This is a genomic window from Pseudomonas sp. GM17 (genome assembly GCF_000282175.2).
Classification (GTDB): domain Bacteria; phylum Pseudomonadota; class Gammaproteobacteria; order Pseudomonadales; family Pseudomonadaceae; genus Aquipseudomonas; species Aquipseudomonas chlororaphis.
Genome location: NZ_CP124732.1, coordinates 4,866,916 through 4,881,571, shown reverse-complemented (window position 1 = coordinate 4,881,571; position 14,656 = coordinate 4,866,916). Strand labels below are relative to the sequence as shown.

Annotated in this window: 10 protein-coding genes; 4 read left to right on the top strand and 6 right to left on the bottom strand. The window is 63.1% G+C overall.

The window, feature by feature from the left end:
- The first annotated feature begins 1 nt into the window (after nt 1).
- The gene (locus tag PMI20_RS21700) at nt 2–1,624 is read left to right on the top strand and encodes an ABC transporter ATP-binding protein (RefSeq protein WP_007921836.1); all 1,623 of its coding nucleotides are present in this window, start codon (nt 2–4) and stop codon (nt 1,622–1,624) included.
- A gap of 81 nt (nt 1,625–1,705) precedes the next feature.
- On the opposite strand, the gene PMI20_RS21695 is transcribed toward PMI20_RS21700, so the two are convergent.
- Together PMI20_RS21695 and PMI20_RS21690 are read right to left on the bottom strand one after the other, a co-directional pair.
- The gene (locus PMI20_RS21695) at nt 1,706–2,020 is read right to left on the bottom strand and encodes an SCP2 sterol-binding domain-containing protein (RefSeq protein WP_007921837.1); all 315 of its coding nucleotides are present in this window, start codon (nt 2,018–2,020) and stop codon (nt 1,706–1,708) included.
- 50 nt (nt 2,021–2,070) lie between these two features.
- The gene (locus PMI20_RS21690; RefSeq protein WP_007921838.1) at nt 2,071–2,781 is read right to left on the bottom strand and encodes a histidine phosphatase family protein; all 711 of its coding nucleotides are present in this window, start codon (nt 2,779–2,781) and stop codon (nt 2,071–2,073) included.
- Nucleotides 2,782–2,985: 204 nt separating this feature from the next.
- Here PMI20_RS21690 and sohB point away from each other — a divergent pair, with 204 nt between their 5' ends.
- Entirely contained in the window at nt 2,986–4,008 is a 1,023-nt protein-coding gene (gene sohB / locus PMI20_RS21685) for a protease SohB (protein WP_007921839.1), read from the top strand.
- 163 nt (nt 4,009–4,171) lie between these two features.
- On the opposite strand, the gene PMI20_RS21680 is transcribed toward sohB, so the two are convergent.
- Together PMI20_RS21680 and PMI20_RS21675 are read right to left on the bottom strand one after the other, a co-directional pair.
- Nucleotides 4,172–4,666, bottom strand: coding sequence for a DUF934 domain-containing protein (locus PMI20_RS21680; protein ID WP_007921840.1), 495 nt, complete (start codon nt 4,664–4,666; stop codon nt 4,172–4,174).
- Nucleotides 4,650–6,308 (bottom strand): nitrite/sulfite reductase, encoded by a 1,659-nt coding sequence (locus PMI20_RS21675; RefSeq protein ID WP_007921849.1) that lies wholly within the window; start codon nt 6,306–6,308, stop codon nt 4,650–4,652. The genes PMI20_RS21680 and PMI20_RS21675 overlap by 17 nt, the downstream gene beginning before the upstream one ends.
- Nucleotides 6,309–6,805: 497 nt before the next feature.
- On the opposite strand from PMI20_RS21675, the gene PMI20_RS21670 reads away from it, so the two are divergent.
- A complete protein-coding gene (locus PMI20_RS21670; RefSeq protein ID WP_007921854.1) occupies nt 6,806–7,903 on the top strand; it encodes an ABC transporter substrate-binding protein in 1,098 nt (365 codons plus the stop codon).
- A gap of 7 nt (nt 7,904–7,910) precedes the next feature.
- Here the strand turns inward: PMI20_RS21670 and PMI20_RS21665 are convergent, their stop codons facing one another.
- Both PMI20_RS21665 and metH read right to left on the bottom strand, forming a co-directional pair.
- Complete coding sequence (locus PMI20_RS21665; protein WP_007921856.1) at nt 7,911–8,129, bottom strand: DUF2970 domain-containing protein; 219 nt, start codon at nt 8,127–8,129, stop codon at nt 7,911–7,913.
- 173 nt (nt 8,130–8,302) lie between these two features.
- The gene (gene metH, locus PMI20_RS21660) at nt 8,303–12,013 is read right to left on the bottom strand and encodes a methionine synthase (protein WP_007921858.1); all 3,711 of its coding nucleotides are present in this window, start codon (nt 12,011–12,013) and stop codon (nt 8,303–8,305) included.
- A 156-nt stretch (nt 12,014–12,169) separates the two neighbouring features.
- On the opposite strand from metH, the gene PMI20_RS21655 reads away from it, so the two are divergent.
- Entirely contained in the window at nt 12,170–14,461 is a 2,292-nt protein-coding gene (locus PMI20_RS21655; protein ID WP_007921860.1) for a fatty acid cis/trans isomerase, read from the top strand.
- Nucleotides 14,462–14,656 lie beyond the last annotated feature (195 nt).

Sequence of the window (14,656 nt, the reverse complement as noted above, 5' to 3'; positions counted from 1 at the left end):
GATGAGTGAACGACTGATTGAACTGCGCGGCCTGCGGGTGGCGTTCAAGGCCACTGAGGTGGTGCATGGCATCGACCTGGAGATCCGCGGCGGCGAATGCCTGGCGCTGGTGGGCGAATCCGGCTCCGGCAAGTCGGTGACGGCCCACAGCCTCCTGCAATTGCTCGACCCGGGCAGCACGCGCATCGCGGGCAGTATCCGTTATCGCGGCGAAGAGTTGCTCGGCGCCAGCCCGGCGCGCTTGCGCCAGCTGCGTGGCAACCGCATCGCGATGATCTTCCAGGAGCCCATGAGCTCGCTGAACCCCCTGCATAGCCTGGAGCGACAGCTGGGGGAAACCCTGCGCCTGCACAAGGGGGTGGCCGGCAGCCAGGCCCGCGAACGGATCCTGGAACTGCTGCATCTTGTGGGCATCCAGCAGCCGGAGCAGCGCTTGCAGGCCTATCCCCATCAGCTCTCCGGCGGGCAACGCCAGCGGGTGATGATCGCCATGGCCCTGGCCTGCGAACCGGAGCTGCTGATCGCCGACGAGCCGACCACCGCCCTCGACGTGACGGTGCAGCGCAAGATCCTGCTACTGCTCAAGGATTTGCAGCAGCGCCTGGGCATGGCCTTGCTGCTGATCAGCCACGACCTCAACCTGGTGCGCAGCATCGCCCAGCGGGTAGCGGTGATGCGTGCCGGGGAGATAGTCGAAACGGCCGGGTGTGCGCAGCTGTTCGCCGATCCCCGGCATCCCTACAGCGTCCAGCTGCTGAATGCCGAGCCCGGCGGCCAGGCGCTGCGCCGCGGGCCCAGCGAGACTCTGCTGGCAGTGGAGGGGCTGAAGGTCTGGTTCCGCCAGGGCGGTGGCTGGCTGCGGCCCAGGCGTTACCTGAAGGCGGTGAACGGCATCGACCTGCAACTGCAACGGGGCAAGACCCTGGGCATTGTCGGTGAATCCGGCTCGGGCAAGTCGACCCTGGGCCAGGCGATCCTGCGGCTGATCGAGTCCGAAGGCCGCATCCGCTTCAAGGGGCAGGACCTGCACAGCCTCGACGGCAAGCAACTGCGGCCATTGCGTCGGCAGCTGCAAGTGGTGTTCCAGGACCCCTTCGGTAGCCTCAGCCCGCGCCTCAGCGTGCAGCAGATCATTGCCGAAGGCTTGCTGGTGCACAGCGAGCTGAATGCGTGGCAACGCGAGCAGGCGGTGATCGAAGCCTTGCAGGAGGTCGGCCTCGACCCGGCCAGCCGCCATCGCTATCCCCATGAGTTCTCCGGCGGCCAGCGCCAGCGCATTGCCATTGCCCGCGCCCTGGTACTCAAGCCGGAACTGATCCTGCTCGACGAACCGACTTCGGCCCTCGACCGCACGGTGCAGAAACAGGTGGTGGCGCTGCTACGCCGCCTGCAACAGGAGCATGGTCTGACCTACCTGTTCATCAGCCACGACCTGGCGGTGGTGCGGGCGCTGGCCCATGACCTGATCGTGATGAAGGAGGGCGAAGTGGTGGAGTGCGGCGAGACCGAGCAACTGTTCGGCATGGCGCGCCATCCCTATACCCGGGAGCTGCTGGCGGCGTCCTCGGTGATGGCGGCTCCCGTCACCGGTTTGCCGCTGGCCGAGCCCCTTTGCGCCGACTGAAAGCGCGGGCCTGAAACGACGAATCCCGCCGGAAGGCGGGATTCGTGGGCAAGACAAGGGCTTCCCTGGGGAAGCGCTTACTTAGGCCGGGAACAGTTCGCTCAGTTTCATCGCCAGCATCATGTCGCCTTCGGCGCGCAGTTTGCCGCCCATGAAGGCCTGCATGCCGTCGGTTTCGCCGCTGACGATGCCTTGCAGGGTTTCGCCGTCCATTACCAGCGTGACCTGGGCGTCCGGGTTCTCGCCTTCCTTGAGCTCGCAGGTGCTGTCTTTGACGATCAGCGAGAAGTTCTTGGTGTCATCGATACGGAAACCGAAAACCAGGTCCAGGCCGGCAGCGGCAGCTGGGTTGAACTTGGCTTTCATGGCTTGTACGGCGTCGGCTACGGAGGTCATGGTTCGATCCTTTTATGGGTTGTTACAGCAAGGGTCACAGTGATCCGGACTCAGCGGAAAGTGATGAGTTCCGGGGCCTTCAGCAGTTGCAGGTGGGCATGGCTGTTGAAGGAAGCCAGGGCAACCTCGCGACCGCGAAACTTCAGCTGGTTGAGCGAGGTATTGACGATTTGCCAATTCAGTTCGAAGGCCTGGGCGGCAGGCATCCGGGTAATCAGGTGGAGCAGGGCGGTGATGGTGCCGCCGGAGGTGAACACGGCGATTTTCTGGGTGTTGTCGGCCTGTTCCAGAATGCGCTGCAGGCCGGCCTGCACCCGTTCGACAAACCCCAGCCAGCTTTCCAGCCCCGGTGGATCGTAGGTGCCGGCCAGCCAGCGCTCGATGATCAGGGCGAAGATGCGCTGGAATTCGGCGCGGTTCTGCGCGGCGTTGCGCAGGATGTCCAGGGCGTTGGGCTCCTCGGACAACATATCGGGCAGCAAGGCGCGGATCACCGCGTCGGCATCGAATTCGTTGAACGCCGAATCGGTTTCCAGGATCGGCGTGGGCAGGCCCGCGGCGCTGAACTGTTGCAGGGTGGAATTGGCGGTGTGTTGCTGGCGACGCAGGTCGCCCGCCAGGCAGCGATCGAAGTTCACGCCCAGTTCGACCAGGTGTTGACCGAGCACTTCGGCCTGGCGCACACCCGTGGTCGACAGGACGTCGTAGTCGTCCGCACCGAAGGAGGCCTGGCCATGTCGAATCAGATAGATGCTGCCCACGTCCGCGTCATCCCGGTACGTTGAAAGTTTTGCGAGGTTATGAGGATGCCGGTGAGCTGTCAATGAAAAAACATACGCTTGTTTGAAATGCCCGTTAGAGCACGGTAACAGGAGGTTTCGCGACTGGTCGACGCCTGGCTGCGCCGGTATGCTGGAGCCATTCCGCCACGTGTTGGCAGTGATGCACGTCTTTAAGGAGTCCCTGTGGAGTTTCTCTCCGAGTACGCCAGTTTCCTGGCCAAAACCGTCACCCTGGTCATCGCCATCCTGGTGGTGCTGATCACCGCTGCCTCGCTGCGCAGCAAAGGCCGGCGCAAGGGCGCCGGGCAGTTGCATGTGAGCAAGCTCAACGATTTCTATAAGGGCCTGCGTGAGCGTCTGGAGCAGAGCCTGCTCGACAAGGACCAGCTCAAGGCACTGCGCAAGTCCGAGGCCAAGGCCGAGAAAAAACACAAGAAGCAGCACGAGGAAAAACCGCGGGTGTTCGTGCTGGATTTCAGCGGCGACATCAAGGCCTCGGCCACCGAGGGGCTGCGCCACGAAATCACCGCGCTGCTGAGCCTGGCCACGCCCAAGGATGAAGTGGTGCTGCGCCTGGAAAGCGCCGGCGGCATGGTGCACAGCTATGGGCTGGCCTCGTCGCAACTGGCGCGGATTCGCCAGGCCGGCGTGCCGTTGACGGTGTGCATCGACAAGGTCGCGGCCAGCGGCGGCTACATGATGGCGTGCATTGGCGAGAAGATCATCAGCGCGCCGTTCGCCATCCTCGGCTCGATCGGCGTGGTGGCGCAGTTGCCCAACGTCAACCGCCTGCTGAAAAAACACGATATCGACTTCGAAGTGCTGACTGCCGGTGAGTACAAGCGCACCCTGACCGTGTTTGGCGAAAACACCGAAAAGGGTCGGGAGAAATTCCAGGAAGACCTGGATGTCACCCATCAGTTGTTCAAGAACTTCGTTTCCCGTTATCGGCCGCAACTGGTCATCGACGACGTGGCCACCGGTGAAGTCTGGCTGGGTGTCGCGGCGTTGGAAAAGCACCTGATCGACGAGCTGAAAACCAGCGACGAGTACCTGGCCGAGCGCGCCAAGAGCGCCGAGCTGTTCCACCTGCACTACGCCGAGCGCAAGAGCCTGCAGGAGCGGGTAGGGCTGGCGGCCAGCGGTTCCATCGACCGCGTGCTGCTGACCTGGTGGAGTCGCCTGACCCAGCAGCGTTTCTGGTAAGGGGCACCACGGGAACGTGTTTCTTCTGTAGGAGCGAGGCTTGCCCGCGATCGCGGGCACCGCGTTAAAAATGCCGCGCTTAAAGATGCTGCATTTAAAGATGCCGGATACAAAAAAGCCCTGAACCGGTTTCCCGGTCCAGGGCTTTTTGTTGGCGCGGGCCTTAGCGGCGACGGAACAGCGGCAGCGGTTCGTCGGTGGCGGCCTGGTAGGTCACGGAGAAGTCCTTGAGGCTTTCCAGGGCTTCGTACGGGTCCTTGTCGGCGCGCAGGGCGTAAGCGTCGAACCCGCAGCGGCGCAGGTAGAACAGCTGGTCGCGCAGCACATCGCCGATCGCTCGCAGTTCGCCCTTGAAGCCGTAACGGTCGCGCAACAGGCGGGCGTTGGAGTAGTTGCGGCCGTCGGTGAAGGCCGGGAAGTTCAGGGCGATGACCTGGAAGTGCTGCACGTCATCGCCGATCTCTTCGGCTTCTTCATCGGCGTCCAGCCACACGCCCAGGCCGCCGTCGCGGGCCTTGAGGGCGTGAGCGTGCTCGCGCCACAGGGCCAGAGGTACGATCAGGTCGTCGCAGTTGGAAATACCGTCGAGGGTCGCATCCTTGGGCAGCAGGTGCCAGGTTTCGTCGATGACCTCGTTGTTCTTAATGATTCGCTGCATAGACGCGCTCCTTGAAGAGGTCGATGCCAATACGTTGGTAGGTGTCGATGAAGCGCTCGTCTTCGGTACGTTGTTCCACGTACACGTCGATCAGCTTCGAGATCACATCGGGCATGTCGTCCTGGGCGAAGGACGGGCCGAGGATCTTGCCCAGGCTGGCGTCGCGGCTGGCGCTGCCACCGAGGGAAACCTGATAGAACTCTTCGCCTTTCTTGTCCACCCCGAGGATACCGATATGGCCCACGTGGTGGTGGCCGCAAGCGTTCATGCAACCGGAGATGTTCAGGTCCAGCTCGCCGATGTCGAACAGGTAGTCCAAGTCATCGAAACGGCGCTGGATGGACTCGGCGATCGGGATCGACTTGGCGTTGGCCAGGGAGCAGAAATCACCGCCCGGGCAGCAGATGATGTCGGTCAGCAGGCCGATGTTCGGCGTGGCGAAACCTTGCTCGCGCAGCTCGCCCCACAGGGTGAACAGTTGGCTCTGCTCGACGTCGGCGAGAATCACGTTCTGCTCGTGGGAGGTGCGCAGCTGGCCGAAGCTGTAGCGGTCGGCCAGGTCGGCGATGCCGTCCAACTGCTTGTCGGTGACGTCGCCCGGGGCTACGCCCGTGGGTTTCAGCGACAGGGTCACGGCGACATAGCCCGGCTTCTTGTGGGCCAGGGTGTTGCGCGTGCGCCAGCGGGCGAAGCCCGGATATTGTTTGTCGAGTTCGGCCAGCTCGGCGTCCTGGTTGGCCAGGGCCTTGTAGTCCGGATCGACGAAGTGCTTGGCCACGCGATGCACTTCGGCGTCGGTCAGGGTGGTCTGGCCACCGCGCAGGTGAGCCATTTCCGCTTCGACCTTCTCGGCGAACACCTCTGGGGTCAGGGCCTTGACCAGGATCTTGATCCGCGCCTTGTACTTGTTGTCACGCCGCCCGTAGCGGTTGTAGACCCGCAGGATGGCGTCGAGGTAGCTCAACAGGTCCTGCCACGGCAGGAACTCGTTGATGAAGGCGCCGACCACCGGGGTCCGGCCCAGGCCGCCACCGACCAGGACCCGGAAGCCCAGCTCGCCAGCGGCGTTGTGCACCGGCTCCAGGCCGATGTCGTGGACTTCGATGGCCGCGCGGTCCGAGGTCGAACCGTTGATGGCGATCTTGAACTTGCGCGGCAGGTAGGCGAACTCAGGGTGGAAGGTGGTCCACTGACGGACGATTTCACACCAGGGGCGCGGGTCGATCAACTCATCGGCGGCGACGCCGGCGAACTGGTCGGTGGTGACGTTGCGCAGGCAGTTGCCGCTGGTCTGGATGGCGTGCATCTGCACGGTCGCCAGCTCAGCCAGGATGTCCGGGATGTCTTCCAGCGCCGGCCAGTTGAACTGCACGTTCTGCCGGGTACTGATGTGGGCGTAGCCCTTGTCGTAGTCGCGAGCGATCCTGGCCATCATCCGTGCTTGGCGCGAAGTCAGCTGGCCATAAGGCACCGCCACCCGCAGCATCGGGGCAAAACGTTGGATATAGAGGCCATTCTGCAGGCGCAGAGGGCGGAATTCTTCTTCGCTCAGCTCGCCTGCCAGATAGCGCCGGGTCTGATCACGGAACTGCTTGACGCGGTCCTCGATGATCCGCTGATCGTACTCGTCGTATACGTACATATAGATCCTGTTCTCAGGCTTATCAGGTGACGCAGAGGCGGATGTCACCCAAGAAATTCTGCGCGCACGGCCGCGCACTCCCAACGGAGCCGGGCGAAGATACCAGTTTGCAGTTATGCGCAAAAGTGATGTTTGAGTATATGCAAAGAACCAAAACGACTAACGGTATCCGGCCGGCTCAAACCCACATTTGTGGTGAGGGCAATCCTCGGCTTAACTGTGCTCGAGTCTTTGTGCAGTCACCGATAAAACCGACAAGAGGCGATGCTATGAGCAATCCAACCAAGGCAAGGAAAAGCGACAGTGCTGTCGATGCTTGGGCCATTCTCTTTCTGATCATTCTGGTCGTGGGAACGGCGGTGTTCTGGGTCAGTCATCAATAGTTGCGGTCAAGCGATGAGCAGAGTCCGAATTGTCTGTGGGAAATGACGATTTGCCGATATAGGCCAGTATTTTGCCAGTTATACTGCGGGCAATATTCCGGGACTCTGGTCGCAATGTTCAAGGCGTTTGGTAAGTGTCTGCTGCTGGTGCTGCTTGTACTGAGTCCAACGTTCTGGGCCATGGCCCATGCCACCTCGGTAGTGTTTTTGAATCCGGGCTACTCCACTGAAAACTTCTGGGTCGGGTATTCCCAATTCATGCAGGCCGCGGCCAATGACCTCGGCCTGGATTTGCGCGTGCGTTATTCGCAGCGCGATTCGCAAACCACCATCCGCCAGGCCCGGGAAGCCCTGCAGGGCCCGGACCGGCCGGATTACCTGGTGGTGGTCAACGAGCAATATGTCGCGCCGGAGATCCTGCGCCTGTCCCAGGGCAGCGGGGTGAAGCTGTTCGTCGTCAACAACGCGCTGACCGCCGATCAGCAACGCTTGCTGGACGAGCACCAGAGCCGTTATCCCGACTGGATCGGCAGCATGATCGCCAACGACGAAGAAGCCGGCTACCTGATGCTCAAGGAGCTGATCCGTCGTCACGGCCCGTTCGCTCCCGGGCAGTACGTCGACCTGCTGGCGTTCTCGGGCGTGAAGAACACTCCAGTGGCGCAATCACGCGAGCAAGGCTTGCGGCGGGCATTGGCGGAGCATCCCGAGGTGCGCCTGCGGCAGCTGGTGTATGGCGAGTGGAATCGCCAGCGCGCCTTTGAGCAGGCCCAGCAGTTGCTCAAGCGCTATCCGCAGACGCAGTTGATCTGGTCGGCCAACGACGAGATGGCCCTGGGAGCGATGGAGGCGCTGGAGCAGCAAGGGCGGCGGCCGGGCAAGGATGTGCTGTTCAGCGCCCTGAACAGCTCGCCGCAGGCCTTGCAGGCATTGATCGACGGACGCCTGACGGCGTTGATCGCCGGGCACTTCACCCTGGGGGGCTGGGCAATGGTGGTCCTCAACGACGATGCCCGGGGGCTGAACCCTGCGACCCATGGCGGCCCGGACTGGCAACTGGACGTGTTCCAGTTCCTGGACAAGGTCCAGGCGCAGCGTCTGCTGGAGTTGCAGGGGACACAGCAATACGGCGTGGACTTTCGCGGGTTGTCGGCCGAGGGCAAGCCGGCCGGCTACCGTTATCCCTTCTCGCTGAATCTGTTATTGCACTGACAGGCGTTCAAAGCCCCGCCAGGTGCACTACCAGCTTGACGATACCGAACAGGGTCAAGGCGAACACCGCGGTGAACAGAATGCCCAGGATCACGAAATGGCTGGGTTTGCCGTGGGTGAAGTCGCGCTTGCGGTTCTTCCCGCTCTGCACGCCAAAGGCGGCAGCGGCGACGCTTTGCAGCATCTGCCAAAGGGTCGGCGGCTTGTCGTTGATGGGGTCGTCCATAAATCCCTCGACACAAGTGGGTGTGGGGAAAGCATAGACAATTTTCGCGTAGCTCCCGCCCATACACCCTGTAGGAGCGCGCTTGCTCGCGATCAAAACGTCAAGACAGCGCGATTCTTCAGATTCACCGCGTCATCGTTGACGTCTATCGCGAGCAAGCTCGCTCCTGCAATTTAGTTGTCGTAGCCCAGGTTCGGCGCCAGCCAGCGCTCGGTCACGGCCAGGTCCTGGCCTTTGCGTGCGCTGTAGCTGCTGACCTGGTCCTTGTCGATCTTGCCCACGGCGAAGTACTGCGCCTGCGGATGGGCGAAGTACCAGCCGCTGACCGCCGCCGCCGGAAACATGGCGAAGTGTTCGGTGAGGAACACGCCGCTGCGCCCGGCCTTGCCTTCGGATGCCTCGGGGTCGAGCAGGGCGAACAGGGTGCTCTTCTCGGTGTGGTCCGGGCAGGCCGGGTAACCCGGGGCAGGGCGGATACCGCTGTACTGCTCCTTGATCAGCGCCTCGTTGTCCAACTCTTCGTCCTTGGCATAGCCCCAGTAGTTTTTACGCACTTGCTGGTGCAGCCACTCGGCGCAGGCCTCGGCCAGGCGATCGGCCAGGGCCTTGACCATGATCGAGTTGTAGTCGTCGCCCTTGTCCTGATAGGCCTTGGCCACTTCTTCGGCGCCGATGCCGGCGGTGGTGATGAAACCACCGACGTAGTCGGTCACGCCGCTGTCCTTGGGCGCGACGAAGTCGGCCAGGGAGAAGTTCGGCTTGCCGTCGGTCTTGATGGTCTGCTGGCGCAGGTGGTGCAGCCTGGCCAAGGGCTGGCCGTCGGCGCCATAGACTTCCAGATCGTCGTCCTGCACCTGGTTGGCCGGCCAGAAGCCGAATACCGCGCGGGCGCTGATCAGCTTTTCGTCGATCAGCTTGTCGAGCATTTCCCGGGCGTCCTTGTACAGTGCGGTGGCGGCTTCACCCACCACTTCGTCCTCGAGGATGCGCGGGAACTTGCCGGCCAGGTCCCAGGAGATGAAGAACGGCGTCCAGTCGATGTATTCGGCCAGGACCCGCAGGTCGATATTGTCCAGCACCTTGGCCCCGGTGAAGGTCGGCACGGTCGGCTGGTAGCTGCTCCAGTCGAACTGTGGCTTCTTGGCCACGGCCGCCGGGTAGCTCAGGCGCTCGGTGCGGGCACTGCGGTTGGCGGTACGCTCGCGGACTTCCACGTACTCTTCGCGGGTGCGCTCGACGAAACCGGCCTTGAGCTCCTTGGACAGCAGCTGGGTGGCCACGCCCACGGCGCGCGAGGCGTCGGTGACGTAGACCACCGCGTCATTGCTGTACTTGGGCTCGATCTTCACCGCCGTGTGCGCCTTGGAGGTGGTGGCGCCACCGATCATCAGCGGCAGGTGGAAGTCCTGGCGCTGCATTTCCCGGGCGACGTGGACCATCTCGTCCAGCGACGGGGTGATCAGGCCGGACAGGCCGATGATGTCGCACTTCTGTTCCTTGGCCACCTGCAGGATTTTCTCCGCCGGCACCATCACACCGAGGTCGACGATGTCGTAGCCGTTACAGCCCAGGACCACGCCGACGATGTTCTTGCCGATGTCGTGCACGTCGCCCTTGACCGTGGCCATGAGGATCTTGCCCTTGGCTTGCGGCTTGTCGCCTTTTTCCAGCTCGATGAACGGGATCAGGTGGGCCACGGCCTGCTTCATCACCCGGGCGGACTTGACCACCTGGGGCAGGAACATTTTGCCGGCGCCGAACAGGTCGCCGACGATGTTCATGCCAGCCATCAGCGGGCCTTCGATCACTTCGATCGGGCGGGCGAAGGACAGCCGCGACTCTTCGGTGTCTTCGACGATATGGGTGGTGATGCCTTTGACCAGGGCGTGCTCCAGGCGCTTGTTGACGTCCCAGTTGCGCCACTCTTCGGTCTCGGCTTCCTTGACGCTGCCGTCGCCCTTGTACTTGTCGGCGATGGCGAGGAGGGCATCGGTGCCTTCCGGGGTGCGGTTGAGGATCACGTCCTCGACGGCGTCGCGCAGCTCCTGCGGGATCTGGTCGTAGATCTCCAGCTGGCCGGCGTTGACGATACCCATGGTCAGGCCGTTGCGGATCGCATACAGCAGGAACACCGAGTGGATCGCCTCGCGCACCGGGTTGTTGCCGCGGAAGGAGAACGACACGTTGGACACGCCGCCGGAGCTCAGCGCATAGGGCAGCTCGTCGCGGATGTAGGCGCAGGCGTTGATGAAGTCCACCGCGTAGTTGTTGTGCTCCTCGATACCGGTGGCCACGGCGAAGATGTTCGGGTCGAAGATGATGTCTTCCGGCGGGAAGCCGACGTCGTTGACCAGGATGTCGTAGGAACGCTTGCAGATTTCCTTCTTGCGCGCCTCGGTGTCGGCCTGGCCGGCTTCGTCGAAGGCCATCACCACCACGGCGGCGCCGTAGCGCTTGCACAGCTTGGCGTGATGAATGAACTGCTCGACGCCTTCCTTCATGCTGATGGAGTTGACGATGCCCTTGCCCTGGATGCACTTGAGGCCGGCTTCGATCACTTCCCACTTGGAGGAGTCGATCATGATCGGCACGCGCGAGATGTCCGGCTCGCCGGCGATCAGGTTGAGGAAGGTCACCATGGCCTTCTTCGAGTCCAGCATGCCTTCGTCCATGTTGATGTCGATCACCTGGGCGCCGGCCTCGACCTGCTGCAGGGCGACTTCCAGGGCTTCGGTGTAGTTTTCTTCACGGATCAGGCGGGCGAACTTGGCGGAGCCGGTGATGTTAGTGCGTTCGCCGACGTTGACGAACAACGACTGGCGATCGATGGTGAACGGCTCCAGGCCCGACAGGCGGCAGGCCTTGGGAATGTCCGGGATCTGCCGCGGGGCATAGCCGGCGACGGCCTTGGCGATGGCCTCGATGTGCCCCGGGGTGGTGCCGCAGCAACCGCCGACGATGTTCAGGAAACCGCTCTGGGCGAACTCTTCAATGACCTTGGCGGTTTGCGCCGGCAGTTCGTCGTACTCGCCGAATTCGTTGGGCAGGCCGGCGTTGGGGTGCGCGGAGACGTGGGTGCTGGCCTTGTTCGACAGCTCTTCCAGGTAAGGGCGCAGTTCGCTGGCGCCGAGGGCGCAGTTGAGGCCGACGGAGATCGGCTTGGCGTGGGCCACCGAGTTCCAGAAGGCTTCGGTGGTCTGCCCGGACAGGGTGCGGCCCGAGGCGTCGGTGATGGTGCCGGAGATCATGATCGGTAGTTCGAGGCCCAGCTCTTCGAACACGCCCTGCACGGCGAAGATCGCCGCCTTGGCGTTGAGGGTGTCGAAGATGGTCTCGATCAGGATCAGGTCGGCGCCGCCCTCGATCAGGCCCTTGGTGGCCTCGGTGTAGTTCTCCACCAGTTCGTCGAAGGTGACGTTGCGGTAGCCGGGGTTGTTGACGTCCGGCGACAACGAGCAGGTGCGGCTGGTCGGGCCCAGTACGCCGGCGACGAAGCGCGGCTTGTCCGGGGTCTCCAGGGTCTTGGCGTCGGCCACCTTGCGCGCCAGGCGCGCGCCTTCGACGTTGAGCTCGTAGACCAGCGCTTCCATGCCGTAGTCGGCCATGGAAATCTGCGTGGCGTTGAAGGTGTTGGTCTCGAGGATGTCGGCGCCGGCATCCAGGTAGGCTTTCTCGATGCCGCCGATCACGTCCGGACGGGTCAGCACCAGCAGGTCGTTGTTGCCCTTGACGTCGCTCGGCCAGTCGGCGAAGCGTTTGCCACGGTAGTCCTGCTCCTCGAGCTTGTAGCTCTGGATCATGGTGCCCATGCCGCCGTCGAGAATCAGGATGCGCTCTTTGAGGGCTTGCTGAAGGGCTTGGAGGCGCGTGCTGCGATCGGACATGAAAGACTACCTGGAAGGGCCATTACGAAGGGCGAGGATCATAGCAAACCTGTGCGCTTTTAGAGCATGCGGCGCTTTTGCATGAATATCGCTCATGTTGGTGGCCGTGCTGGCCCGGTAGAATCGCCGGATTTTCTTATGGATTGGACCAGGGATATGTCTTACCGCGTTGTCATTGGCAGTGTGCTGCTGCTTTTAAGTTCGCTCGCCAGCGCCCAGGGTCCCGCGCCAGTGATCTCCTACACCCGCGATATCCAGCCGATCTTCACCGAGAAGTGCGTGGCCTGCCACGCCTGCTACGACTCGGCCTGCCAACTCAACCTGGGCAGCGGCGAGGGCGCGGCCCGCGGCGCCTCGAAGATCCCGGTGTACGACGGCGAGCGCAGCAAGGCGCAGACGCCGACCCGCTTGTTCTACGATGCTTCCGGCAAGCACGCCTGGCAGGGCATGGGCTTCTACTCGGTGCTCGACGCCCAGGGCAGCCAGGCGGCGCTGATGGCGCGCATGCTCGAGTTGGGCCACAAGACGCCGTTGCAACCCAACGCCAAGCTGCCGGACAACATCGTCCTGGGCCTGAACCGCGAGAACATGTGCGCGCAACCGGCCGAATTCGACGGTTATGCCCGGGCCCATCCGCGCGAAGGCATGCCGTTGGCGGTGACCGGCCTGACCGATCAGCAATACCAGACCCTGCAACGCTGGCTGGCTTCCGGTGCGCCGATCGACGAGCAGGGCCTGGCGCCGAGCGCCAGGGAAGCGATGCAGGTGCTGCAGTGGGAAAACCTGCTCAACGCCCCAGGCGCCCGGGAAAGCCTGGTGGCCCGCTGGCTGTTCGAGCACTGGTTCCTCGCCCATATCTACTTCGAGGGCGGCGAGCCGGGGCATTTCTTTCAGTGGGTGCGTTCGCGCACGCCGAGCGGCCAGCCGATCGACCTGATCAACACCCGCCGGCCCAACGACGACCCGGGCACCCAGGTGTATTACCGCCTGTGGCCGGTGCAGGGGGTGATCGTGCACAAGACCCACATCACCTACCCGCTGAGCGCGGCGAAGATGGCGCGGATCAAGACCCTGTTCTACAGCGGCGACTATCAGGTCACCGCGCTGCCGGGTTATGGCCCGGGCCGCCGCGCCAACCCGTTCGAAACCTTCGAGGCGATTCCGGCCAAGGCCCGCTACCAGTTCATGCTGGATAACGCCGAGTACTTCGTGCGCACCTTTATCCGCGGCCCGGTGTGTCGCGGGCAGATCGCCACCGACGTGATCCGCGACAACTTCTGGGCGCTGTTCCAGGCCCCGGAGCACGATCTCTATATCACCGACCCGGCCTACCGCGGCCAGGCCACGCCGCTGCTGGCCATGCCCGGGCAGAACGACGACGTCGGCAGCGTGCTGAGCCTGTGGCTGGCCTACCGCGACAAGCGCAACGAATACGAGATCCTGCGTCGCGATTCCTACGCCGATGCGCCGCCGCCAAGCTGGTCGACCCTGTGGGCGGGCAACGACAACGCATTGCTGAGCATCTTCCGTCACTTCGACAGCGCCTCGGTGACCAAGGGCCTGATCGGCGAGGTGCCGCAGACGATGTGGCTGTTCGACTATCCGCTGCTGGAGCGCACCTATTACCAGTTGGCGGTCAACTTCGATGTGTTCGGCAATGTCTCGCACCAGGCGCAGACCCGGCTGTACTTCGACCTGATCCGCAACGGCGCCGAGCAGAACTTCCTGCGTTTGATGCCCGCCGACACCCGCGGGGATTTCCTCGACGATTGGTACCAGAACAGCGGCAAGTTCAAGATGTGGCTGGACTACGAGTCCATCGACGACGACAAGGCCAGCGCCCTGGTGCTGGACGAAAAGGACCCGAAACGCGACTTCGCCAACCAGTTGCTGAACCGTTACGGCGACCTCAATGCGCGGCCCGATCCGATCAACCGCTGTGACGGCGCCTACTGCTCGCGGCCGAATATCGACCCGGCGCTGCAGGATGCCGAACAGGCCCTCAGCGGCCTGGTTTCGCGGCCAGCGGCCGGCATGCGGGTCATCGACCTGTTGCCGGAGGCCACCATGCTGCGCATCCAGGCACCGAGCGGCAAGCGGGTGTTCTACAGCATGCTGCGCAACCGCGCCCACAGTAACGTAGCGTTCCTGCTGGGCGAGTCGCTGCGCTACCAGCCGGGCCTGGACACCCTGACCATCTATCCGGGCGTGCTCAGCAGCTACCCGAACTTCATGTTCAACATTCCCGCCGGGCAGGTGCCGGAGTTTGTGGCCGAGATGGAAAACGCCAAGGACGCCCACCGTTTCGAGAAAATCGTCGAGCGCTGGGGGATCCGTCGCAGCCATCCGCAGTTCTGGCAGTACTTCCATGACCAGACCCAGTACATCCTCGAGACCGATCCGAAAGAGGCGGGCGTACTGGACATGAACCGCTACGAGAACCTCTGAAGGCACCAGGCCCTTGAAATTCCGGGCCGCAGCCCTCAGGTTGCGGCCAGGCCCATCCCGGAAAAGCCTTGTAAAAAATCCCAGGCGTTGCGTCGACCACGCAGCGTGGGCCTATCGACCAAGGTCTATCCCGACAAAAATACTAGGACTTTGTCCGGCACGCCGATTGGCGTAAACTGCGCCCACGCCTGCGAG